The sequence below is a fragment of the Methylocystis sp. genome, from assembly GCF_050251305.1.
Lineage (GTDB): Bacteria > Pseudomonadota > Alphaproteobacteria > Rhizobiales > Beijerinckiaceae > Methylocystis.
Map to the genome: position 1 here is coordinate 23,220 of NZ_JBFWNB010000022.1, position 22,640 is coordinate 45,859.

The following is a 22,640-nucleotide window of genomic DNA, read 5'->3' on the forward strand; positions in this document are numbered from 1 at the left end:
GTTCACAAAAGGCGACGGAGAGCTTGAGGCCCGGACGCCATGGGAGTTGGAGCAATGAGACGAGTCGTCGTCACCGGCATGGGCATCGTGTCGTCGATTGGCAACACGACCCAGGAAGTGATCGCTTCGCTGCGCGAGGCGAAGTCGGGCATCGTGCGCGCTGAAAAATACGCCGAACTGGGGTTCCGTTCGCAGGTTCACGGCCTGCCGTCACTCGACCCTTCGACGGTCGTCGATCGCCGCGCCATGCGCTTTCATGCGACCGGCACCGCCTGGAACCATGTCGCCATGGATCAGGCGATCGCCGACGCGGGACTGAGCGAAGCCGAAATCTCGAATGAGCGCACGGGCATCATCATGGGATCCGGCGGTCCCTCGACGCACACGCTTGTCGAAGCGGCGGACATCACCCGCACCAAGGGGCCGAAGCGGGTCGGTCCCTTCGCCGTGCCGAAATGCATGTCGTCGACCGCTTCGGCGACGCTCGCCGTCTGGTTCAAGATCAAGGGCGTCAACTATTCGATTTCGTCGGCCTGCGCCACGTCCAATCATTGCATCGGCAACGCCTATGAGCTGATCCAATACGGCAAGCAGGACATGATTTTCGCCGGCGGCTGCGAAGAGCTGGAGTGGGAGCTTTCCGTCCTGTTCGACGCCATGGGCGCGATGTCCTCCGCCTATAATGATCGTCCGGCGACGGCCTCGCGCGCCTATGACAAGAATCGCGATGGATTCGTCATCGCCGGCGGCGCCGGCGTGCTGGTGCTCGAAGAACTCGAACACGCAAAGGCGCGCGGCGCGAAAATCTACGCCGAGGTCGCCGGCTATGGCGCGACGTCGGACGGCCACGACATGGTGGCGCCGTCCGGCGAAGGCGCCGTGCGCTGCATGCAGCAGGCGCTTGCGACCGTGAAATGCCCGATCGACTACATCAATCCGCACGCCACCGCGACGCCGGTTGGCGACGCCAAGGAGATCGAAGCGCTGCGCGAAGTTTTCGGCGTCGGCGACAAATGCCCGCCGATCGCCGCGACGAAGTCGCTGACCGGCCATTCGCTCGGCGCGACCGGCGTCCAGGAGGCGATCTATTCGCTGCTGATGATGCAGAACGGCTTCATCTGCGAAAGCGCCCATATCGAAGAGCTCGACCCTGAATTCGCCGACATGCCGATCCTGCGCGAGCGGCGCGACAATGTGAAGCTCGGCGCGGTTCTGTCGAACTCCTTCGGATTTGGCGGCACCAACGCCACACTGGTGTTCAAGCATCCGGACGCCTGACCCTCAGGCCCGCCGATCGGTCGCGGCCGGATTAATCCGGCCGTGACGTGTCGAGAAACGCGGTCAGCGATTGCGCCGTTCTTTGCTTGTGTCTTTCTTCGGCAGGGCTTAGGCCCATCCTTTCCATCTCACCAAAGACGACAATCACAAAGATGACAGTTGCAACTGGTCTCATGCACGGTAAGCGCGGCCTCGTCATGGGCGTCGCGAATGATCATTCGATCGCCTACGGCATTGCGCGCGTTCTTGCGCGTCACGGCGCGACGCTCGCGTTCACCTATCAGGGCGAGGCGCTGGGCAAGCGCGTCAAGCCGCTCGCGGAGGCGCTCGGATCGAATCTGGTGCTGCCTTGCGACGTCGAAGACATTGCGACGGTGGACCAGACGTTCGCGCGTCTTGAATATGACTGGGGCGATATGGATTTTCTCGTCCATTCGATCGCCTATTCCGACAAGAGCGAATTGAAGGGGCTTTACGCCGACACCTCGCGCGAGAATTTCATTCGCACGCTCGTCGTCTCCTGTTTCTCCTTCACCGAAGCCGCGCGCCGCGCGGCGGCGTTGATGAAGAACGGTGGATCGCTGCTCACGGTGAGTTTTGGCGGCGGCACCCACGTGATGCCGAATTACAACGTCATGGGCGTCGCGAAGGCGGCGCTCGATTCATCGGTGCGCTATCTCGCCGCCGACTTCGGCGCGCGCGGCATCCGCGTCAATGCGCTGTCGCCTGGCCCCGTGCGGACCATGGCGGGCGCCGGCATCACCGGCGCGCGCGCGATGGGCGCGTTCCAAAAGAAGCATTGTCCGTTGCGCCGGATGATCACGCTTGATGAAATCGGCGGTTCGGCGCTCTATCTCCTGTCGGAGCTGTCGGGCGGGGTGACCGGGGAAATTCATCTCGTCGACGCTGGCTACAACATCATGTTGCAGCCTCGTCCCGAGGATTTGAACGGCGAGGAGTGAGGCCATGCGAATAGCGCTCTCTTTAGCTCTGGTCCTCGTTGGCGCGCCGGCGTTCGCCGCGAGCGCCGATCCGGCGACCGGCGAACAAATCGCCAAAGCCGAATGCGCGTCATGTCACGCCATCGGGATCGACGACGAGAGTCGCGATCGGAAGGCGCCGCGATTCGTCGACGTCGCCAAGATGCCGTCGACGACGGAATTGTCGCTGAAAGTGTTCCTGCGCTCGTCGCACAAGAACATGCCGAACATCATTCTCTCGCGCGAAGAGATCGACTCGCTTGCGAGCTATATTTTGGGGCTTGGCGGCAAATAGCCGCCAAGCGGTTCGGCGTCGGCGGCTAAGCCGCCATCTTCTGTCCCGACATTTTGCGGCACGCGTCGGCGCAGCGACGGCATTCGTCGACGCAGTCCTTCATGTCGGGAAGCGCTTCGCATTCCTTTGCGCAGGTTTCGCATGCTTCCGCGCACAGCGCGCAGAGACTCTTCGCCTGCGTCCAATCCATCAGCATCATATGCGCGCTGTCGCGGCACATTTCGGCGCAGGCGATCATCGCCCTGAAATGTTTGGGCTTCACATGCGCTCCGCCCTGCTCGAGGCAATGGCTCATCGCCATGCCGAAGCACATCTGGTAACAGCTCAGGCAGGCGTCGATACAAGCCTGCATTTCCTTCGAGATCGTTCGCATGATTGTCGGTTCCTCCTAAGGCTTTGGGCTCTGCGCCGCTCCGCAGGCAGCTAGTTCGCGAGACTCGCAGGTCAAGATTGCGCGGCGGACGCGTTCGGCTGCGCTTCGGCTTGAGGGCTTGACGGCGCGCCCCGGAGCGCCAACCTTTTGAGGATCCGAATGACCGAGATTGTGCTAGTCATTGCTGTGACATGATTAAGGGATTGAACGGGACGAGCCTTGAACGACGACTCTGCAAGGACATGGCGACCAAACGTCTGTGCGCATTAGGTAGGGGCTCCAAATTCCCAGTGGCGGATGCAGGGCGGCGGTCGATATGACCCCGCGCGATAATGATCTCATGAACGAACTCGTGAACGATCTCACGGACGCCCCGCCGCCGGGTCTGCCCGTCGTGCGGCGTCAAAGCCCTGGCGGGTTCTTCGATGTGCTGCGGCAGCGGCTGCCGAAAGGCGCTCTCAGTGTCTTGGGCGTGGCGGCGAGCCTCGCCGTCTTCGGGCTTGCCGCATATGTTCTCGGCACGACGCTCTCGAATCTCCGCTACGCCGATCTGCTGACCGCCTTTCGCGCGACAAGCGCCGCGCAGATTCTGAAGGCGCTCGCGCTCTCTGCGCTCTCCTACCTTTTCCTGACAGGCTATGACGTCATCGCGCTGCGCCACATGCGCGCGCGTGCGCCGTACAGGGTGGCTGCGCTCGCGTCCTTCGCGAGCTACGCCATTTCCTTCAATCTCGGATTTCCCGTCATAACCTCCGCGGCCGTGCGCTACTGGATCTATTCGCGCGTGGCCCTGTCGGCGCTGCAGGTCGCCAACATCACTGTTTTCGCCGGCGTGACCTTCTGGCTCGGCATGACCTTGATGATGGGCGTCGGCTTCGTTTACGGCGCGAGCGCGCTTGCCGCGCTCGACGGCGCGCCGGCCTTCGTTCACGTCATTCCGGGCGTGCTCATACTTGCCGGCGTGCTCCTGTATTTCGTCTGGGTGACAATCGAGCGCCGCAGCATCAAGCTTCGCGGCCATGCGCTGGAGCTGCCGGGCTTCGTTCCGACGGTGGCGCAGTTCGCGCTCGGCGTGGCCGATCTGTGCTGCGCTTCGGGCGCGCTCTATGTGCTGCTGCCCCAGGGCGTCCCGCTGGACTTCATTCCCTTTGTCGCGGTCTATATCGTAGCCTGCATTCTCGGCGTCATCAGCCATGCGCCGGGGGGCATCGGCGTTTTCGAAGCGACCATGCTCCACGCCGTTCCCGCGGCCTCGCAGGAGAGCCTTTTGGCGTCGCTGCTGCTGTTTCGGGTGATCTACTATTTCATTCCCTTCATCGTCGCGCTCGCGCTCTTGGGCGCTGACGAGGGGGCGCGCCGCTGGGCGACGTTGCGCGGCGCGATTGCGCGCATCGTTGAGGAGCGGTCAAATTGACCCACGTCGGAACCGTCGCCACGACGCAGTCGAACGTGAGGCGGAAATGGCGCGATCAGGCGATTGATCTCCTGGCGCCGCTGATCAATGCGCTTCCGGAGCCGATCTTCGTCATCGACTCCGAAACCCATGTCGCGGCGATCAATGCGGCGGCGCAGGCGCTCTCGCCGGCCGTTCGTCTGGGCGAACCGCTGTCGCGCAGTCTCCGCTCGCCCGACATGCTCGACGCCGTCGCCCGCGTGCTCGCCGGCGGCGAGGCCGAAAAGACCGTGTGGGTCGAGCGGCTGCCGGTGGAATGCTGGTTCGAGGCCCATATCGCGCCGATGCAGATCGAGGGGTTCGAGCCCGCCGCCATGGTCAGCCTGCGCGATCTTACCGAGTCCCGGCGCGTGGAGCGGATGCGCGTCGACTTCGTGGCCAACGCCAGCCATGAGCTGCGCACGCCCCTTGCGTCGCTGCTCGGCTTCGTCGAGACCCTGCAGGGTCCGGCCCGCGAAGACGCCGTGACGCGCAACAAATTTCTCGGCATCATGCGCGAGCAGGCCGAACGGATGGCGCGCCTCGTCGATGATCTGCTCTCGCTGTCGCGCATCGAGCAGCATATGCATCTGCGGCCGGCGACGCCCGTCGATCTGACGCTGCTCGTCACGCATATCGTCGATACGCTGTCGCAGATGGCCGAGGAGCGGGGCGTCGCCATCAATCTTGACCTTGAGCCGAACGTCGTGGCGCCGGGCGATCGGGACGAGCTTGCCCGCGTCATTGAGAATCTCGTCGAGAACGCTCTCAAATATGGCTGCGGCGACGACGGCGCCTGCAAGCCGATCGACGTGTCGCTCGCCAGGCAGGGCGCGCTCGTCGTGCTTTCGGTGCGGGACTACGGACCGGGTGTCGCGCCGGAGCATATTCCGCGACTGACGGAGCGCTTCTATCGCGTCGACGCCGGCAAAAGCCGCGCGAAAGGCGGGACTGGGCTCGGGCTCGCCATCGTCAAACATATCGTGCTGCGCCACCGCGGCCGGCTCGCGATCGAGTCCGCGATTGGCGAGGGAACGCTGTTTCGGGTGATCCTGCCGGCGGGCGAAGCGGCGTGAGGTCGGCCGGCCCGTGAAATCAACGGTAAGCCAATGAATTGAATATATTGTTGTTGTCATTATACTGTAATATTTGTGTCACGAAACGCTATTGTCGGCCCGATAGGTTCTCGCGCGCGGCGACGCGGGGCGCGCGCCGCTAGTCTGTTCTCGAGCGAAAGAGACCTTCAAATGATCTCGACGATTTTCAGGCGCGGCGCTGGCGCAGCGCTCGCTCTCGCCGCTATGGTCGGCGCGGCGACGGCGCTGGACATCTCCGGCGCCGGCGCCACCTTCCCCTATCCGATCTACGCCAAATGGGCCGAAGCCTATAAGAAAGAGACGGGCAGCGGGCTGAACTACCAGTCGATCGGCTCCGGCGGCGGCATCAAGCAGATCAAGGCGCGGACCGTCACCTTCGGCGCCACCGACCAGCCGCTGAAGCCCGAGGACCTCGAGGCCGCCAGCCTGATCCAGTGGCCGCAGGTCATCGGCGGCATCGTGCCGGTCGTCAACCTCGCCGGCATGTCGGGCGGGGAGCTCACGCTCGACGGTCCGACTCTGGCGAAGATCTTCCTGGGCGAGATCGCCAAGTGGGACGATCCGGCGATCAAGAAGCTCAACCCGAAGGCGAAGCTGTCTTCGTCGCCGATCGTCGTCGTGCATCGTTCCGACGGATCCGGAACGACCTTCAACTTCACCAACTATCTCTCGAAGGCGTCGCCCGACTGGGAGTCGAAAGTTGGCGCGAACACTTCGGTCGAATGGCCGGTCGGCATTGGCGCCAAGGGCAATGAAGGCGTCGCGAACAACGTCGCCAACACCAAAGGGTCGATCGGCTACGTCGAATACGCCTACGCCAAGCAGAACAAGTTGAGCCATACGAAAATGGTCAACAAGGACGGCAAGGCCGTTGCGCCCAGCATGGAGTCCTTCCAGGCGGCCGCCGCGGGCGCGGATTGGGCGCATGCGCCGGGATTCTACGAAATCCTGACCAATGAGCCTGGCGCCAAGGCCTGGCCGATCACCGCCGCCACCTTTATCCTTCTGCCCAAGGAGCCGAAGGACGAAGCCGCTGCGGGCGAAGCCATGAAGTTCTTTGGCTGGGCTTTCGCGCATGGCGGGAAAATGGCCGAAGAGCTCGACTACATTCCGATGCCGAAATCCGTCGTCGAGCTGATCAAAAAGAGCTGGTCGAGCGTCAAGGGGAGTGACGGCAAGCCGCTGTCTCTCGCGACGCGGCCGCAGTGACGGCTCGATAAAACCGGCGGCCGCTCGATGCGGCCGTCGATTTCATTGGCGCAGTTCTCGATGAACGACGCCGGGAGTTGAACGAAATGTTCTCAATCGAGCCGAGCCGGCGAAGCGCGAACGGATCCGGCGAGGAAGCAGGTTCGGATATGTCGGAAGTAGTCTTGCAGCAGACATCGTCGACGTCAGTCGCCCCCGACCGAACGCGCGTCCTGGGACGAATGGCGCTTGTCGACCGAATATTTCGTGAGATGACGCGCGCTTCGGCGGTGATCGTGCTGGCGATCCTCGGCGGCGTCATCATCTCGCTCGTCTACGGCTCGTGGCCATCGATGAAGGCCTTTGGTCTCGGCTTTTTCGTTTCGCAGTCATGGAATCCCGTCACCGAGAATTTCGGCGCGCTTCCGGCGATCTACGGCACGGTGATGACGTCGATCATCGCGATGGCGATCGCGGTTCCCGTCGGCCTTGGCGTCGCGGTGTTCCTGACCGAGCTCTGCCCCTATGTGCTGCGCCGGCCGATCGGCACGGCGATCGAGCTGCTCGCCGGAATCCCGTCGATCATCTACGGCATCTGGGGTCTCTTCGTTCTGGCGCCGTTTCTCCAAACGCATGTCCAGCCGGCGTTGATTGCGGCGTTTGGCGACATCCCGGTGTTCTCAACGCTGTTCGCAGGCCCGCCTTATGGAATCGGCATGCTGACCGCCGGCTTCATCCTCGCGATCATGGTGCTGCCCTTCGTCGCCTCGATCTCCCGCGACGTCTTCGAAACCGTGCCGTCCGTTCTCAAGGAGGCGGCCACGGGCATCGGCTGCACGACCTGGGAAGTGATGCGCTACGTCGTGATCCCCTACACGCGGGTCGGCGTGATTGGCGGCGTCATGCTCGGGCTTGGGCGCGCGCTTGGCGAAACGATGGCCGTCACCTTCGTCATCGGCAACGCCCACAAGATTTCGGGATCGCTGCTCGCGCCAGGCACCACGATTTCGGCGACCATCGCCAATGAATTCACCGAAGCCGTCGGCGATCTCTACACGTCATCTCTGATCCAGCTGGGCCTGATCCTGTTCTTCATCACCTTCGTCGTTCTTGCGATCGCGCGATACATGCTGATGCGCATCGAACGGAATTCGGCGTAACGGAGACGCTCAATGTCGCTTTACGCATCTCGGCGCAGCGCCAACTCCATCGCCACCACGCTCTGCTGGGCGGCGGCGATTTTCGGCCTGGCCTGGCTGTTCCTGATCCTTGTGGCGCTTGTCTATGAAGGCGTCCGCGGACTGTCGCCGGTGGTCTTTACCCAAATGACGCCGCCCCCGGGCAGCGCCGGCGGACTGCTCAACGCGATTGTCGGCTCGTTGATCATGACGGTGATCGGCGTCGCGATCGGCACGCCGCTCGGCATGCTGGCCGGGACTTACATGGCCGAATACGGGCGCTATTCCAAGCTTACGACCGTCGTGCGCTTCATCAACGATATTCTGCTCAGCGCGCCGTCGATCGTCATCGGCCTGTTCATCTACGAGATCCTCGTGCACCCGATGGGGCATTTCTCGGCGATCTCCGGCGCCGCGGCGCTGGCGCTGCTCGTCGTTCCGGTCGTCCTGCGGACGACGGAGGACATGCTGCTGCTCGTGCCGGGATCGATGCGCGAGGCCGCCGCCGCGCTCGGCGCGCCGCGGGCGCATGTCATCTCCAGCGTCGCCTATCGCGCCGCCAAGGCGGGCCTCGTCACCGGCGTCCTGCTCGCTGTGGCGCGCGTTTCCGGCGAGACCGCGCCGCTGCTGTTCACCGCGCTCAACAATCAGTTCTGGAGCACGGATCTTGCCGCGCCGATGGCGAGCCTGCCGGTCGTCATCTTCCAGTTCGCGCTCTCGCCCTACAAGGACTGGCAGCAACTCGCCTGGACGGGCGCGCTGCTCATCACCGTCGCAGTTCTCGTCCTGTCTATCGTCGCGCGCACCCTGAGCGCCGGCCGGAGGAAATCGAAATGAACGCCGCTGTCCAAGCCCCGAAAGACCCAGCGACGAAAATCTCGGTCAATAGCCTGGATTTCTATTACGGCGCCGATCGATCGCTGAAGAACATCAACCTGCCGTTGCGCGCCAACAAAGTGACGGCGTTCATCGGCCCTTCGGGCTGCGGCAAGTCGACTTTGCTGCGCGTGCTGAACCGGATGTACGATCTCTACCCGGGACAGCGCGCCGAGGGAGAGGTGCTGCTCGACGGCGAGAACATTCTCGACCCGGCGATCGATCTCAACGCCCTGCGCTCGCGGGTCGGCATGATCTTCCAGAAGCCGACGCCCTTCCCGATGTCGATCTACGAGAACATCGCCTTCGGCATTCGGCTGTATGAAAAACTGCCGCGCGCCGATCTCGACGCGCGCGTCGAGGCGGCGCTGCGCGGCGCGGCGCTCTGGGATGAGGTGAAGGACAAGCTCCACGCCAGCGGCCTCGGCCTGTCCGGCGGACAGCAGCAGCGGCTCTGCATCGCGCGCAGCGTCGCCGTGCAGCCGGAAGTCATCCTGTTCGACGAACCCTGCTCGGCGCTCGATCCGATTTCGACGGCGAAGGTCGAAGAACTCATCGACGAGCTCACCAACCGCTACACGATCGCGATCGTCACTCACAACATGCAGCAAGCGGTGCGCGTCTCCGACTTTACCGCCTTCATGTATCTCGGCGAACTCGTCGAATTTGGCGAGACGGATGATGTGTTCAACAAGCCGAAAGAAAAGCGCACGCTCGACTACATTACCGGCCGTTTTGGCTAAACCAGCGATTCAGGGACGGCGCTCATGAGCGATCATATTGTCAAATCCTACGACCGGGACCTCGAGTCCCTTGGACGGCGCATCGCTGAAATGGGCGGCGTTGCGGAAAAGATGCTGGCCGAGGCGATGGATGCGCTCTCCAGCTTCGACGTCGACCTCGCCCACCGGGTCGTCTCCAGCGATCCGCGGCTCGACGCGCTGCAGCGCGAGATCGAGGAGAACGCCATCCTCACGATCGCGCGTCGGCAGCCGCTCGCGGTGGATTTGCGCGAATGCATCGCCGCGATCCGCATTTCCGGCGATATCGAACGCGTCGGCGATCTTGCCAAGAACATCGCCAAGCGAACGCTCAAGATCGTGTCGGAGGCGCGCGTGCCGCGCGCGATCGTCGGCCTCAAGTCGATGCATGAAGTCGCCGCGATGCAGCTCAAGGACGCGCTCGACGCCTACGCCTTGCGCGACACCGAACGCGCGCGCGCGGTATGGCATAATGATTCCGATCTGGACGCGCTGGAGGATTCGGTGTTCCGCGATCTCCTCACCTTCATGATGGAGGACCCGCGCAACATCTCCTTCTGCACGCATCTGCTGTTCTGCTCGAAAAATCTGGAGCGGATCGGCGATCACACGACCAATATTTCGGAAACCGTCGTCTATCTCGTCACCGGCGAGGCAATGCCCACCGAGCGGCCGAAGTCGCGCGTCCCCGACTTCGGCGTGAAGGACGAGGCGGCGCAATGAGAGAGGCGGCGCCATGAACGAAGTCACTTCCATCGTCCAGCGGAGCGTAAAAACCGATCGCGCGCCGCGCATTCTTGTCGTCGAAGACGAAACGTCGCTCGCGACCCTGCTCGTTTATAATCTCGAAGCGGAAGGGTATCAGGTCGAGCACGTCGACAATGGCGACGAAGCCGAATTGCGGCTCGCCGAGTCTCCGCCGGATCTCGTCATTCTCGACTGGATGCTCCCGGGCGTCTCGGGACTGGAAATCTGCCGGCGCCTGCGCGCGCGCGACAGCGCCAGAGATATGCCGGTGATCATGCTGACCGCCCGCGGCGAGGAAGGCGAGCGCGTGCGCGGCCTGTCGGTCGGCGCCGACGATTATGTCGTCAAGCCGTTTTCGACGCCCGAGCTGATGGCGCGGGTGCGCGCCTTGTTGCGCCGGGCCCGGCCCGAGCGCGTCGCCTCGAGGCTGACGCTCGGCGACATCGATCTCGACCGCGACACCCGTCGCGTGCGGCGATCCGGCCGCGAGATCCATCTCGGCCCGACCGAATTCCGGCTGCTCGAATATTTCATGGAGAAGCCCGGACGCGTGTTCACGCGCGCGCAATTGCTTGACAGCGTCTGGGGCATGTCGGCCGAGATCGACGAGCGGACGGTCGACGTCCATGTCGGCAGGCTGCGCAAGGCGCTGATCCGCGGCCGTGAAAAGGATCCGATCCGCACGGTGCGCGGCGCCGGCTATTCCTTCGACGAAACCTTCGGACACGAGTGAGGCGTCCGCCTCGGGGGTCAGGCGTAACGCTGCGCTCTGAGCTGATCCCGCGCGCGGCGACGATCCTGCACAGGCTGATAGGCGACGCGCGCGTGATAGGCGCAATAAGGGCCGCCGCCGACGCTCGACTTGCCGCCGCAGAAGCGGAACTCCGGCGACGTCGGGTCGCCCATCGGCCAGCGGCACATAGATTCGCGCAGCTCCATGAGCGTGACGCGCTCCGAAATCGGGATCACCACCTCTTCTTCAGGGGCAAGCCGCGGCGCCGCGAGCGCGTGCGGCGCGAATGCGAGCGCGAGATTGCCATGCGAAGAGACGCCGTTCATGCGCGGTTGCGTCGGGCGCGGCGCCTTGGCGACGCGCGGCCGCTGAGCGTTGGCGGTCTTGGCGCGCTCCGCCAGGCCGAGGCGGTGGATCTTGCCGATCACGGCGTTGCGCGTGATGCCCGGTCCGAGTTCGGCCGCCACTTGGCTGGCGCTCAGGCCGTCGCTCCACAGCTTGCGGAGCAGTTCGACGCGTTCGTCGGTCCATGACATTAGGCTTCTCCATTCTTTCGGGTCGAGCGCGGGCCGGAGTCTGCTTCCGGCCGCAACGCAGGCCTGAAGCCCAGCGGCGATGTGACGCGCATCAACACTCGAGAGAACGCGCCCGAACAAACGAAACGGGCGCTGACTAGAAACGAACTGTTTACTTTGAATCATGCGCGAGTCGCGCTGGCAAGCGCGCGCTGGCGTTCTCAACAGGCTTTCGCCGGGACTGTTGCCCAAGGGACTCACTTTTATGAGCGCGCGCTGCGGCCTTCCCCCAATGAATCGCGCGTCGTCACGGATTTGACCGCATCGGGCGGCGCGCTTAAAATCGCGACCCGAACTGCCGCCCTTAAAAGGGCGGCGCTTTGTTTTTCGAGCTTCCTCTGGCGGGGCCAGCGACGGCAGCATGGAGCAGGGCTTTTGACGTCAGCGCTTTATCCGACCTATCCGCGCGCCGATCTCGCGTTCAAACATGGCGAGGGCGCGTGGCTGATCGCGGAGAACGGCGACCGCTATCTCGATTTCAGCGCAGGCGTCGCCGTGCTGTCGCTCGGCCACAATCATCCGCATCTGGTCGAGACTCTGAAGCGCGCGGCCGAAGAACCCTGGCACGTCTCCAATCTTTTTCGCATTCCGCAGGCCGAGCGCCTCGCCGAACGGCTCTGCGACGCCACATTCGCCGATCTGGTCTTTTTCACCAATTCCGGCGCCGAGGCGGTGGAATGCGCGATCAAGACCGCGCGCAAATTCCATGCGGTCAATGGTCGCCCGGAACGCTACCGGCTGGTCACTTTCGAAGGCGCTTTCCACGGCCGGACGCTCGCTACGATCGCGGCGGGCGGCAATGCGAAATATCTTGACGGCTTCGGACCGCCCGTCGAGGGCTTCGATCAGGTTCCGTTCGGCGATTTCGACGCCGTCGAGGCGGCGATCACGGAACAAACCGCCGGCGTGCTGCTCGAGCCGATCCAGGGAGAAGGCGGCCTGCGCGTCTTTGCGCCGTCCTTCCTCACGCGGCTGCGGGCGCTTTGCGACGCGCGCGGGCTGCTGCTCGTCGTCGACGAAGTCCAGTGCGGCGTCGGCCGCACCGGCAGGTTCCTCGCCTGCGAACATGCGGGCGTCGCGCCCGACATCGCCGCGCTCGCCAAGGGGCTTGGCGGAGGCTTTCCGCTGGGCGCCTGCCTCGCGACGCGCGAGGCGGCCAAGGGGATGACGCTCGGCGCGCATGGATCGACCTTCGGCGGCAATCCGCTGGCGACGGCGGTCGGCGGCGCCGTGCTCGACGTGGTGCTCGCGGAAGGCTTCATGGCGCGCGTCGCGCGGCTCGGCGCCCTGCTGCGCCAGCGGCTCGCCGAGCTCGAGGACCGCTATCCGACGGTGATCGAGGAAATTCGCGGCGAGGGATTGATGTACGGCGTCAAGACGCGCGTTCCGAACGCCGACTTCGGGGCCGCCGCCCGCGCTGAAGGCTTGTTGACCGTGCTGGCCGGCGACAATGTCGTGCGGCTGTTGCCGCCGCTGATCGTCGACGAGAGCGACATCGCGGAAGCGGCGTCGCGCCTTTCGGCCGCCTGCGCCCGGCTCGCCGCGCCGGCGGAAAAGCGCGGAGCCGCGTGATGACCGCTCATGCCATGACGCGGCCGCGCAGCTTCCTCGATCTCTCCGATCACTCCGGCGAAGAGCTGCGCCGCATTCTCGATCTCGCCAAATCGCTCAAGGCGCGCCGCGTCAAAGGCGCCGAGCCGAGCGAACGGCCGCTCGCCGGCAAATATCTCGGCATGGTGTTCGACAAGCCGTCGACCCGGACGCGCGTCTCGTTCGATATCGCGATGCGCGAACTCGGCGGCGAAACGATCATGCTGACCGGGGCCGAAATGCAGCTCGGCCGCGGCGAGACCATCGCCGACACGGCGCGCGTGCTTGCGCGCTTTCTCGACGCGGTCATGGTGCGCATTCTCTCGCATCCAGACCTCATAGAGTTGGCGCATTTCGGCAATCTGCCGGTGATCAACGGGCTCACCAAGCAGTCGCATCCCTGTCAGGTGATGGCGGACGTCATGACCTTCGAGGAGCATCTGGGTCCGATCGAAGGGCGAACGGTCGCCTGGAGCGGCGACGCCAACAACGTGCTCACGAGCTGGGTGCACGCCGCCGCCCGATTGGGCTTTATGATCAATGTGGCGACGCCGGCGGAATTTGCGCCCTCGGACGACCTTCTCGGCTGGGCGAAGGCCAATGGCGCGAAGATCAATTTGACGCGCGACGCATATGAGGCGGTGGCGGGCGTCGACGCCGTGATCACCGATTGCTGGGTGTCGATGGGCGATGCCGACGAGGAGGCGCGCCGCGCCGCGCTCACGCCCTATCAGGTCGACTCGCGACTGATGCGCGCGGCGGCGAAACATGCGCTCTTCATGCATTGTCTGCCGGCGCATCGCGGCGAGGAGGTCACGGCGGAAGTGATCGACGGCCCGCAGTCGGTCGTTTTCGACGAAGCCGAGAACCGCCTTCACGCGCAAAAGGGCGTGCTGTGCTGGTGTCTTGCGCCGGGGCAGGTCTGATGCCGCAAGGCGGGGACCCGGCGCCAAGCCGGCCGGTCGCGTTACATTCCGAGGACGATCGGGTGCTGCCGTTCGCCGTCGAGGCGCTCGATCTGCGCGGCCGCGTCGTGCGCCTCGGTCCGACCGTCAACTCGATCCTCAGCCACTACGCCTATCCGCCGCAGGTTGCGCGCCTGCTGGGCGAAGCCGTGGCGCTGGCCACGCTGCTCGGCTCTATCCTTGAATCGCATGGCCGCTTTCAGCTGCAGACGCGCAGCGACGGGCCCGTCGACATGCTCGTCGTCGATTATGACGCGCCGGGGAAGCTGCGCGGCTTCGCCCGCTTCGACGCCGCGCGCGTCGCTGAAAGGCGCGACGCGTCGCCGGCGGCGCTCTTCGGACGCGGCCATCTCGCGCTCACGATCGAACGCGAGGAAGACGCCGCGCGCTACCAGGGCGTCGTGCCGCTGGAGGGCGAAAGCCTCGCCGAGGCGGCGCATATCTATTTCCGCCAGTCGGAGCAGATTCCGTCTTTCGTGCGCCTCGCGGTCGCTGAAAGCGTCACGCCGCAGGGCCGCAGCTGGCGCGCCGGCGGACTGCTGCTGCAATATTTGCCGTCCGGCGACGCCCGCGCCCGCGATCTTCCGCCGGGCGACGCGCCCGATGGCGCGGACGCCTTTCCCGACGACGACAATGATCATTGGACCGAAGGGCAGGCGCTCGCCGCGACCCTCGAAGATCACGAGCTTGTCGATCCGGCGCTCTCCGGCGAGCGCCTGCTCTACCGTCTGTTCCATGAGCGCGGCGTCAAAGTCTTCGCCGAGCGCGCGGTCGAAGAATTCTGCCGGTGCTCGCGCGAGCGCATCGACAAGCTCTTGAGGAGCTTCTCGCCGCAGGAGCGCAGCGACATGATCGGCGACGACGGCCGCATCGGCGTCACCTGCGAATTCTGCGGCGCGATGCGCGGGTTCGATCCCGCCGATTTCGACTGAGACCCGCGAGCGCGAAGCCAGATGTCCGCCGAATTTATCTTCCCGCCGCCGCTCTGCCCCAGCGTCGCCATCGCGCAGGACGCGCGCCGTTTTCCCGTGCGGCGCATTTTCTGCATCGCGCTCAATTACGCCGCGCACGCCCGCGAGATGGGCAAGGAGCCCGCGACAAACGGCGATGGGGAGCCGCCCGTGTTTTTCTCGAAGCCCGCAGACGCCGTCGTCGAGAGCGGCGCGACCATTCCCTATCCGACGCTGACGCATGATCTTCACCACGAAATCGAACTGGTCGCGGCGCTCGGCCGCGGCGGCGCAGATATCCCGGCGGCGGCGGCGCTCGACTGCGTCTTCGGCTACGCCGCTGGAATCGACCTGACACGGCGTGATTTGCAGGCGGCGGCCCGCAACGCCGGCCGTCCCTGGGACATGTCGAAGGGCTTCGACCATTCCGCGCCGATCGGCGCGATCAGCCCGGCGGCCGTCATCGGCCATCCGACGCGCGGGCGCATATCGCTCTCCGTGAATGGCGGACTTCGACAGGACGGCGATCTCAGCGATCTTATCTGGAGCGTTCCCGAAATCATCGCCGCGCTCTCGCGCAACGTCGCGCTCGCGCCCGGCGATCTCATCTTCACCGGCACGCCTTCGGGCGTCGGGCCCATCCTTCCCGGCGAGCAGGTCGACGGGGCGATCGAAGGGGTCGGGTCTGTGACCGTAAGCATCGGAAAATAGGGCAGGTTGCGCCAGACAGGGAAACCCGGCTATTTGCAGAAGCGTGAAACGCCTTCGCGCGATCTCTCGCAACCGTCGTTGCGCCACCGCCAAACGGCCGGCGCGCGAGGCTCTGGACATGCCGGTCAATCTTGACCCCGAAGACTGGGACGAGTTTCGCGCCGAGAGCCATCGCGCGCTCGACATGATGCTCGACTATCTGCGCGGGATCCGCGAACGCCCCGTTTGGACCGAGCCGAGCGAAGAGGCGCGGGCGCGCTTCACGCGCGAATTGCCGCAGGAGGGGCGCGACCTCGCCGCGGTGCTCGAGGATTTCGACCGCTACATCAAGCCTTTCGCGACCGGCAACACCCATCCGATGTTCATGGGCTGGGCGCAGGGGGCGGGCACGCCGGCGGGCATGATCGCCGAAATGCTCGCCGCCGGCATGAATTCGAACTGCGGCGGACGCAACCATATCGCCATCGACGTCGAGCGCCAGATCGCCGCCTGGATGGCCGAGGCCTTCGGCTTTCCGCCGGACGCCAGCGGCGTTTTCGTCACCGGAACGTCGATCGCCAACTTCCTATGCCTGCTCGTGGCGCGCGACCAGGCCTATGGCGACAAGGACGTGCGGCTGAACGGGCTTTGTGCGCTGTCGGGCCAGCTCATCGCCTATGCGTCGCGCGAAGCGCATAATTGCGTCCGGCAGGCCATGGAGCTCGCCGGGCTCGGCGCCAGGCATCTGCGCCTCATCCCGTCCGACGAGCGCCGGGCGATGAAAGTGCGCGATCTTCGCCGCGCCATCGCCGCCGATCGCGCGGCCGGCTTCAGGCCCTTTCTGATCGTCGGCACGGCGGGGACGGTCGACACCGGCGCGATCGATCCGCTCGACCGGCTCGCGGACGTCGCGCACACCGAAGACATGTGGTTCCACATCGACGGAGCGTTCGGCGCGCTGGCGGCGCTCTCGCCGACGCTGAAGCCGATGGTCAAGGGGCTGGAGCGCGCCGACAGCGTTGCCTTCGACTTTCATAAATGGCTGCACGTTCCCTATGACGCCGGCTTCTTTCTCGTGCGCGACAAGGACGCCCATAAGCGCGCCTTCGCGGCCAACGCCGCCTATCTGACGCGCGCGCCGCGCGGCCTCGCGGCCGGCGACACCTGGCCCTGCGATCTCGGCCCAGACCTGTCGCGTAGCTTCCGCGCGCTCAAAGCCTGGTTCACCATCGAAACCTTCGGCGCCAAGCGTCTCGGCCAGTGCATCGAACAGACCTGCCGCATGGCGAAGCGTCTCGAAGCCTGGATCGCGCAATCGGACGCTTTCGCGCTGCGCGCGCCGGTGACGCTCAATATCGTCTGCTTCGGCGTCAAGGATGACGACGACGGCTCGCTGGCGCGCGAAATCGTGATGGAGCTGCATGAGCGCGGCGAAGCGGCCCCGTCGCTGACCATTCTGGACGGGGTTCCCGCGATCCGCGCCGCGATCATCAATCACCGGACCGAAGAGCGCGACATCGACGCGTTCACGCAGTTCCTGGTGGCGGCGCTCAGGCGCGCGCGCAAGGAGCCGCATGATTTCGGCGCGCTCGTCGAGCCGCACGGGCCGGGCAAGACCCGTCTATCCGAGGATTGACGCCGCGCGTGTCGTGAGCCTGTCATAATTCGTTGGGCTGTCTGTTCGAGACGTCCCGGGAGCGCCGCTATGATCCCTGACCGCCTCGCCAAACCGCCCAATTGCGACATTCCCGGATGTCTCTGGTTCGTGCGGTTCAATGAGGCCGGCGACGCCGAACCCGGAACGCTCGAGGACTTCGAAACCATCGGCGCGCCGCGCGAGGGTTTCGTCTGGCTCCACATGGATCTCGCCGACGTGCGCACGCGGCCGCTGCTTGCGCGCATCGCGGCGCTGTCCGAAGACGCGCGCAATTCGCTCTGCGATCCCGTCGACCACCAGCATCTCGAATATTCGGACGGCATGCTGAGCGGCGCGCTGCTCGATTACGAGCGCGATCTGAGCGGGCCAACCTCGCGCACCGATTATGTCCGCTTCGCCTCGGGCGCGGGTTTTTTCGTCAGCGCGCGCCGGTTGCCGATGGACAGCGTCGAGGCGACGCGCATCGCCATCGATCGCGGCGCGCGCCTGACCTCGCCGATCGATCTGTTCGAAATGCTGACCGACGCGCTGATCGACGGGCTTGGGCGCAAGGCCGCCGAACTCGGCGCGGCCTTCGATCGGGTGGAGGACCGCATCATCGATCAGCGCGGCCGCCAGGCGCGGCCGGCGCTCAGCGCCGCGCGGCGCGACGCGGTCCGGCTCGCGCGCCAGATCAGCGGTCTGTCGACGACCGTCGCCCGGCTTGAATCGATCGAGGACGTGGTCGGCGAGCAGCGGGACAATGATCTGCGCGACGCGGCGTCGAGGCTCGTCCAGCACGCCGGCGCGCTGACGCAGGACGTGGCAAGCCTTCAGGAGCGCGCCCGGCTGCTGCAGGACGAGCTGAACGCGATCCTCAATTTGGAGACCAATGACCGGCTCTACGCGCTGACCGTGACGACGATGCTGCTGCTGCCGGCGACCTTCGTCACCGGCTATTTCGGCATGAACACCAAGAATCTGCTGTTCGCCGAAGAAGAGAACGGCACGATCTACGCGACGATCCTCTGCGTGCTCGCCTCGGCGGTCGCGCTTTTCCTGATGCGGCGCTGGGGCCTCGCCGGCGCGCCGGAAAACGAGGATCAGCGGCCCGGCGCGGCGGAGCGTCGGGATCGGCCCGCCGACAGGAGTTTTTGACGATCGCGTCTCGGTCCGCGGGGTTTACAGGGGCGCGCCCGCCGCCTAATTTCCGGGCCGACTGCGGCAGAGCCGCAATGATCAACGCCATTGGGAAGAACATGCGCGCCGAACCGCTTGCGCTGAAAGCCGACATCGAGCAGTCCATAGGGCTGCTGAGGAGGCATCTTTGACGTCGATACGTCGCAACGGCGCCTCGCCGAACTGAACGTCAGGGCCGAAGACCCCGAACTCTGGAACGATCCCGACGTCGCGCAAAAGCTGATGCGCGAGCGCACGCAGCTCGAAGAGCAGATGGGCGCGCTCTCGACCCTCGAACGCGAGCTCGAGGACGCGCTGACGCTCGTCGAGCTTGGCGAATCCGAAGACGACGCGGCAACCGAAAAAGAAGGCGTCGAGGCGCTGAAGAGCGTCCTCAAGGTGGCGCGCGCGCGCCAGACCGAGGCGCTCTTCGCCGGCGAAGCCGACGCCAACGACACCTATATCGAGGTTCATTCCGGCGCCGGCGGCACCGAGAGCCAGGATTGGGCGCGCATGCTGTTCCGCATGTATGCGCGCTGGGGCGAACGCCACAAATTCAAGGTCGACGTGATCGAGGAGACGCCGGGGGAAGAGGCCGGCATCAAATCCGGCACGATCCTCGTCAAGGGCCACAACGCCCATGGCTGGGCCAAGACCGAATCCGGCGTGCATCGTCTGGTGCGCATTTCGCCGTTCGACTCCAACGCCCGACGGCATACGAGCTTCGCGTCGGTCTGGGTCTATCCGGTGGTCGACGACCGCATCGAAGTGAACGTCAATGAATCGGATTGTCGTATAGACACGTATAGATCATCAGGCGCCGGCGGCCAGCACGTCAATACGACCGACTCCGCGATCCGCATCACCCATATTCCGACCGGCATCGTCGTCGCCTGTCAGGCCGAGCGCTCGCAGCACAAGAACCGCGCGACCGCCTGGAACATGCTGCGCGCGCGACTCTATGAACTCGAGCTGGAAAAGCGCGAGGAGGAGGCCAACAAGGTCGCCGCCTCGAAGACCGACATCGGCTGGGGCCACCAGATCCGCAGCTATGTGCTGCAGCCCTATCAGCTGGTGAAGGATCTGCGCACCGGCTTCACCTCCGGGACGCCGTCGGAGGTTCTTGACGGCGAACTCGACGACTTCATGCAGGCCTCGCTGGCGCAGCGCATCTACGGCGGCGGGCCGGACGAGGTCGAGGACGTCGAATAGCGCGCGCTCACGCCCATTTCTCGACCGTCAGGCCGGGAATGTCGTCGAAATCCTCGGTGTTCGCCGCGATCAGCGTGAGGTTGAGGTCGAGCGCCTGCGCCGCGATCATCCGGTCGAGCGTGCGGCGGCGCTTCGGGTCCACCTTGCGGAGCAACGCGCCATAGGCCTCGGCCGCGCTTCGGTCGAAGGGCAGCACATCCAAATTTTCGGCGAGAAGCGCGATGTTCTCGGAGAGCCGGACGTCAGTCTCGGCGCCGGCGAGCGTTTCGGCGAGGCTGATCGCCGAGAGCGCGACGTCGCCGATTTCAAGCGCTGACAGCCGCTCAAGCACGCCGGGCAGGCCGAGCGCCGCGGCGACGACGACATTGGTGTCGAGCAGATAGCGCGCCATGCCGGTCAGCGCGCGTCGAACAGCCGCTTCGGCGGCTTGAACTCGGGGCGCGTCATCGGCGCGGGAGCCGGCGCGGCTTTCAGCCGCGTGACAAGCCCCGCCATGTCGAGACGCGCCGGCGTCACCACGAGACTGTTCCCCTGGCGCCGCACGAGGACTTCCGTGCCCTCGTCGAAGGCGATGCCGCGCGGCAGCCGCACCGCCAGGCTGTTGCCCGATTTGAAAATGCGAGTCGCGCTCATGACGCCAGTGTGGCCGGCGCGGCATATATTGTCAATCTAGGTATATACTACAGGACGAGGGTTTCCCCACAATGAAGATTAACTCGAGCGTTCGCCCCGGGTCGATCTCGGCGCGCCATCGCGCCGGACCTCCGCCACACACAGAGGCTCCTCAATGAGACAGAGCGCTTGGCCAGCAAGTTCGCGCGCCTATCGGACGCCAGACGGATCCGCCGTCGCGCGATGCACACGGACCGACCATAACTTCCGACCATTTTACACGCGGCGCTTGCGGCGGATGGTGCAAGTCGCCGCCGTTGGCCGTCTCGACAAATGATCGCGTCCGCGCGCATGTCTCGCGCTTGATCCCTCACGCGACCGCATGCTATCTGCGGCGCGCCACGTGTGCGCCGCGGAGAGGTGGCTGAGTGGTTGAAAGCACCGCACTCGAAATGCGGCATACGGGCAACTGTATCGGGGGTTCGAATCCCTCCCTCTCCGCCAATATCAGGGAATGAGAGCCGGCAAGATCGTGGGAGACGCCACGAATTCGGCCACTCTGCGCTCCTGCGCCGGCGCCATTATTTCGGCGGCGCGACGTTGACCTGTGTCGTGACCGAATTGGCGATAAAGCATTCGCGATGCGCCTTGTCGTGAAGCCAATCGAGTTCGGCCTGCGTGGGCTGAGCATTCCCGCCGAAGAAAATGCTGGGATGCAGATCGACCCGGACCACGGCAAGTTTGCCGTTCGCATTCTTCTCGAGAAACCCGACCGCCTCGTCCTCATAGCGATCGACGACGAAGCCTTTGTAGGAGGCTAGGGCGAGAAAGGTGAGCATGTGGCAGCTCGACAGCGCCGCGACGAACGCGGACTCCGGATCGACGCGCTCCGGATTGCCCAAATAGGCGGGCGCAGCTGAGCTCGGCACCTCGAACCCATTATCGAAAAGCCAGACGTGATCGCGGCTATAGTTCTTATAGCTGAAATCTGCGTCATTTCGTGACCATCTGATCGTGGCTCTATGTTCGGACATAGAAACTCGCTCCCATGGGCTGCGCTGCAAACGGAAAGTATTCAGTCTCGTTGCGAGGTCAACGACCGAAGGGGCGACGGCTTCATCCCCGTCGCCGTCAGCGCCGCGCGTTGACCTGTAGGCGCCGCCAAATTACGTACGGGCATGAGACGTTTTGAGTGAACCCGCGTCGCATCGCGCAAACGAGGGGACGCTAATGCCTGTGCGATCATATGGCGTGACGCCGGACGGCGCGACGGTCGATCTCTACACGCTGGGAGATGAATCGGGACTTCGCGCGCATGTCATAACTTATGGCGGCGCCATCGTCGGGATCGAAACGCCCGACCGCAATGGCGTGCGCGCCAATGTCGTCCTCGCCTTGCCCTCGCTCGCGGACTATCTGGCGCAAGACGCCTATCTCGGCGCGCTGGTCGGGCGATTCGCCAATCGGATTGGCGGCGCGTCATTCGCGCTCGACGGCGTCGACTATCGATTATCCAGGAATGAAAACGGCAACTGCCTGCATGGCGGGCGCGTCGGGTTCAACAAGGCGGTCTGGCGCGTCCTCGATTACGCGGACGCGCCGGAGCCGCGCCTCGCCCTTCGCCATTTCAGTCCGGACGGAGATCAGGGCTTTCCGGGCGGAATCACCGTCGACGTCACCTATTCCGTGTCGGGCGGAAACACTCTGCGGATCGCCTATCACGCCGAGTCTGACCGCCCGACCGTCGTCAATTTCACCAATCACGCCTATTTCAATCTGGGCGGCGCGACGACAGCCAATATCCTGGATCACGAAGTGACGATCGCCGCCGAGCGCTTCATGCCGATCGATGCGCGGCTCATTCCGACCGGCGAGATGCGCGCCGTTGCGAACACGCCGTTCGATTTTCGGGCGCCGCATGCGATCGGCGCCCGCATCGGCGAGAAGGATGAGCAACTCGCCGCCGCCCTCGGCTATGACCATAATTATGTGCTCGCCGGTTCAGCGAGGGTCGAACCGCAATTCGCCGCGCGCGTGCGCGCGCCGGGCTGCGGGCGCGTCCTCGAAGTGCGCACGACAGAACCCGGGCTCCAGTTTTATACCGGAAACCATCTTGATGGGACGTTGCGTGGGTCGAACGGGGAGATCTACGGCAAGCATGCCGGCTTCGCTCTCGAAACGCAGCATTTCCCGGATTCGCCGAACCAGCCAGCCTTTCCCTCCACTGTGCTGCGCCCGGGAGAGCGGTTCAGGAGCGCGACGGAATATTGTTTTGGCGTCGATTGAATGCGCT

Annotated in this window: 24 protein-coding genes and 1 tRNA gene; 20 read left to right on the top strand and 5 right to left on the bottom strand. The window is 64.8% G+C overall.

Annotated elements, in window-relative coordinates:
• The first annotated feature begins 54 nt into the window (after window positions 1–54).
• From fabB to AB7F41_RS09415, 3 genes are all read left to right on the top strand, one after another.
• On the top strand, window positions 55–1,278 hold the full coding sequence (fabB, locus tag AB7F41_RS09405) for a beta-ketoacyl-ACP synthase I (protein WP_428382364.1): 1,224 nt from the start codon (window positions 55–57) through the stop codon (window positions 1,276–1,278).
• A 152-nt stretch (window positions 1,279–1,430) separates the two neighbouring features.
• Window positions 1,431–2,240 (top strand): enoyl-ACP reductase FabI, encoded by an 810-nt coding sequence (fabI, locus tag AB7F41_RS09410; RefSeq protein ID WP_428382366.1) that lies wholly within the window; start codon window positions 1,431–1,433, stop codon window positions 2,238–2,240.
• Between the two features lie 4 nt (window positions 2,241–2,244).
• A complete protein-coding gene (locus tag AB7F41_RS09415; protein ID WP_428382367.1) occupies window positions 2,245–2,553 on the top strand; it encodes a c-type cytochrome in 309 nt (102 codons plus the stop codon).
• Between the two features lie 25 nt (window positions 2,554–2,578).
• On the opposite strand, the gene AB7F41_RS09420 is transcribed toward AB7F41_RS09415, so the two are convergent.
• Window positions 2,579–2,926 (bottom strand): four-helix bundle copper-binding protein, encoded by a 348-nt coding sequence (locus AB7F41_RS09420; protein WP_428382369.1) that lies wholly within the window; start codon window positions 2,924–2,926, stop codon window positions 2,579–2,581.
• 316 nt (window positions 2,927–3,242) lie between these two features.
• Here AB7F41_RS09420 and AB7F41_RS09425 point away from each other — a divergent pair, with 316 nt between their 5' ends.
• The 8 genes from AB7F41_RS09425 to phoB all read left to right on the top strand — a co-directional run bounded on the left by AB7F41_RS09425 (window position 3,243) and on the right by phoB (window position 10,938).
• Window positions 3,243–4,340: a lysylphosphatidylglycerol synthase domain-containing protein gene (locus AB7F41_RS09425; RefSeq protein WP_428382371.1), complete on the top strand. Its 1,098-nt coding sequence runs from the start codon at window positions 3,243–3,245 to the stop codon at window positions 4,338–4,340.
• Window positions 4,337–5,434 (top strand): ATP-binding protein, encoded by a 1,098-nt coding sequence (locus tag AB7F41_RS09430; protein WP_428382373.1) that lies wholly within the window; start codon window positions 4,337–4,339, stop codon window positions 5,432–5,434. Before AB7F41_RS09425 ends, AB7F41_RS09430 begins: the two co-directional genes overlap by 4 nt.
• Before the next feature lie 171 nt (window positions 5,435–5,605).
• Window positions 5,606–6,664 carry a phosphate ABC transporter substrate-binding protein PstS gene (gene pstS, locus AB7F41_RS09435; protein ID WP_428382375.1) on the top strand — a complete coding sequence of 353 codons (1,059 nt, stop codon included), beginning with the start codon at window positions 5,606–5,608 and terminating at the stop codon, window positions 6,662–6,664.
• Between the two features lie 221 nt (window positions 6,665–6,885).
• Window positions 6,886–7,803 carry a phosphate ABC transporter permease subunit PstC gene (gene pstC, locus AB7F41_RS09440; protein ID WP_428382377.1) on the top strand — a complete coding sequence of 306 codons (918 nt, stop codon included), beginning with the start codon at window positions 6,886–6,888 and terminating at the stop codon, window positions 7,801–7,803.
• A gap of 12 nt (window positions 7,804–7,815) precedes the next feature.
• Window positions 7,816–8,658, top strand: a complete 843-nt coding sequence (gene pstA, locus AB7F41_RS09445) for a phosphate ABC transporter permease PstA (RefSeq protein ID WP_428382379.1) — start codon at window positions 7,816–7,818, stop codon at window positions 8,656–8,658.
• Window positions 8,655–9,440: a phosphate ABC transporter ATP-binding protein PstB gene (gene pstB, locus AB7F41_RS09450; protein WP_428382381.1), complete on the top strand. Its 786-nt coding sequence runs from the start codon at window positions 8,655–8,657 to the stop codon at window positions 9,438–9,440. Before pstA ends, pstB begins: the two co-directional genes overlap by 4 nt.
• Before the next feature lie 24 nt (window positions 9,441–9,464).
• The gene (gene phoU / locus AB7F41_RS09455) at window positions 9,465–10,181 is read left to right on the top strand and encodes a phosphate signaling complex protein PhoU (RefSeq protein WP_428382382.1); all 717 of its coding nucleotides are present in this window, start codon (window positions 9,465–9,467) and stop codon (window positions 10,179–10,181) included.
• 13 nt (window positions 10,182–10,194) lie between these two features.
• Window positions 10,195–10,938: a phosphate regulon transcriptional regulator PhoB gene (gene phoB / locus AB7F41_RS09460; RefSeq protein ID WP_428382384.1), complete on the top strand. Its 744-nt coding sequence runs from the start codon at window positions 10,195–10,197 to the stop codon at window positions 10,936–10,938.
• A gap of 17 nt (window positions 10,939–10,955) precedes the next feature.
• On the opposite strand, the gene AB7F41_RS09465 is transcribed toward phoB, so the two are convergent.
• Window positions 10,956–11,474, bottom strand: coding sequence for a GcrA family cell cycle regulator (locus AB7F41_RS09465; RefSeq protein ID WP_428382386.1), 519 nt, complete (start codon window positions 11,472–11,474; stop codon window positions 10,956–10,958).
• 414 nt (window positions 11,475–11,888) lie between these two features.
• Between AB7F41_RS09465 and AB7F41_RS09470 the strand changes: the two genes are divergently transcribed.
• From AB7F41_RS09470 to prfB, 7 genes are all read left to right on the top strand, one after another.
• Window positions 11,889–13,085 carry an aspartate aminotransferase family protein gene (locus AB7F41_RS09470; protein ID WP_428382388.1) on the top strand — a complete coding sequence of 399 codons (1,197 nt, stop codon included), beginning with the start codon at window positions 11,889–11,891 and terminating at the stop codon, window positions 13,083–13,085.
• Window positions 13,085–14,029 carry an ornithine carbamoyltransferase gene (argF, locus tag AB7F41_RS09475; protein WP_428382389.1) on the top strand — a complete coding sequence of 315 codons (945 nt, stop codon included), beginning with the start codon at window positions 13,085–13,087 and terminating at the stop codon, window positions 14,027–14,029. The genes AB7F41_RS09470 and argF overlap by 1 nt, the downstream gene beginning before the upstream one ends.
• Entirely contained in the window at window positions 14,029–15,000 is a 972-nt protein-coding gene (locus tag AB7F41_RS09480) for an Hsp33 family molecular chaperone (protein WP_428382391.1), read from the top strand. The genes argF and AB7F41_RS09480 overlap by 1 nt, the downstream gene beginning before the upstream one ends.
• Window positions 15,001–15,021: 21 nt before the next feature.
• The gene (locus tag AB7F41_RS09485) at window positions 15,022–15,729 is read left to right on the top strand and encodes a fumarylacetoacetate hydrolase family protein (RefSeq protein ID WP_428382393.1); all 708 of its coding nucleotides are present in this window, start codon (window positions 15,022–15,024) and stop codon (window positions 15,727–15,729) included.
• A gap of 118 nt (window positions 15,730–15,847) precedes the next feature.
• Window positions 15,848–17,344, top strand: coding sequence for a pyridoxal phosphate-dependent decarboxylase family protein (locus tag AB7F41_RS09490; RefSeq protein WP_428382394.1), 1,497 nt, complete (start codon window positions 15,848–15,850; stop codon window positions 17,342–17,344).
• A gap of 69 nt (window positions 17,345–17,413) precedes the next feature.
• Entirely contained in the window at window positions 17,414–18,502 is a 1,089-nt protein-coding gene (locus tag AB7F41_RS09495; protein ID WP_428382396.1) for a transporter, read from the top strand.
• 101 nt (window positions 18,503–18,603) lie between these two features.
• A protein-coding gene (gene prfB, locus AB7F41_RS09500; RefSeq protein ID WP_428382480.1) for a peptide chain release factor 2 occupies window positions 18,604–19,735 on the top strand; the annotation gives its coding sequence in 2 pieces (ribosomal slippage) (window positions 18,604–18,672 and window positions 18,674–19,735; 1,131 coding nt in all).
• 7 nt (window positions 19,736–19,742) lie between these two features.
• On the opposite strand, the gene AB7F41_RS09505 is transcribed toward prfB, so the two are convergent.
• Both AB7F41_RS09505 and AB7F41_RS09510 read right to left on the bottom strand, forming a co-directional pair.
• Window positions 19,743–20,126 carry a PIN domain-containing protein gene (locus AB7F41_RS09505; protein WP_428382398.1) on the bottom strand — a complete coding sequence of 128 codons (384 nt, stop codon included), beginning with the start codon at window positions 20,124–20,126 and terminating at the stop codon, window positions 19,743–19,745.
• 5 nt (window positions 20,127–20,131) lie between these two features.
• Window positions 20,132–20,368: an antitoxin gene (locus tag AB7F41_RS09510; RefSeq protein WP_428382400.1), complete on the bottom strand. Its 237-nt coding sequence runs from the start codon at window positions 20,366–20,368 to the stop codon at window positions 20,132–20,134.
• 393 nt (window positions 20,369–20,761) lie between these two features.
• On the opposite strand from AB7F41_RS09510, the gene AB7F41_RS09515 reads away from it, so the two are divergent.
• A tRNA-Ser gene (locus AB7F41_RS09515) sits at window positions 20,762–20,851 on the top strand.
• A gap of 77 nt (window positions 20,852–20,928) precedes the next feature.
• Here AB7F41_RS09515 and AB7F41_RS09520 read toward each other — a convergent pair.
• Window positions 20,929–21,381 (bottom strand): OsmC family protein, encoded by a 453-nt coding sequence (locus AB7F41_RS09520; RefSeq protein WP_428382402.1) that lies wholly within the window; start codon window positions 21,379–21,381, stop codon window positions 20,929–20,931.
• Between the two features lie 196 nt (window positions 21,382–21,577).
• On the opposite strand from AB7F41_RS09520, the gene AB7F41_RS09525 reads away from it, so the two are divergent.
• On the top strand, window positions 21,578–22,633 hold the full coding sequence (locus tag AB7F41_RS09525) for an aldose epimerase family protein (protein ID WP_428382403.1): 1,056 nt from the start codon (window positions 21,578–21,580) through the stop codon (window positions 22,631–22,633).
• Window positions 22,634–22,640 lie beyond the last annotated feature (7 nt).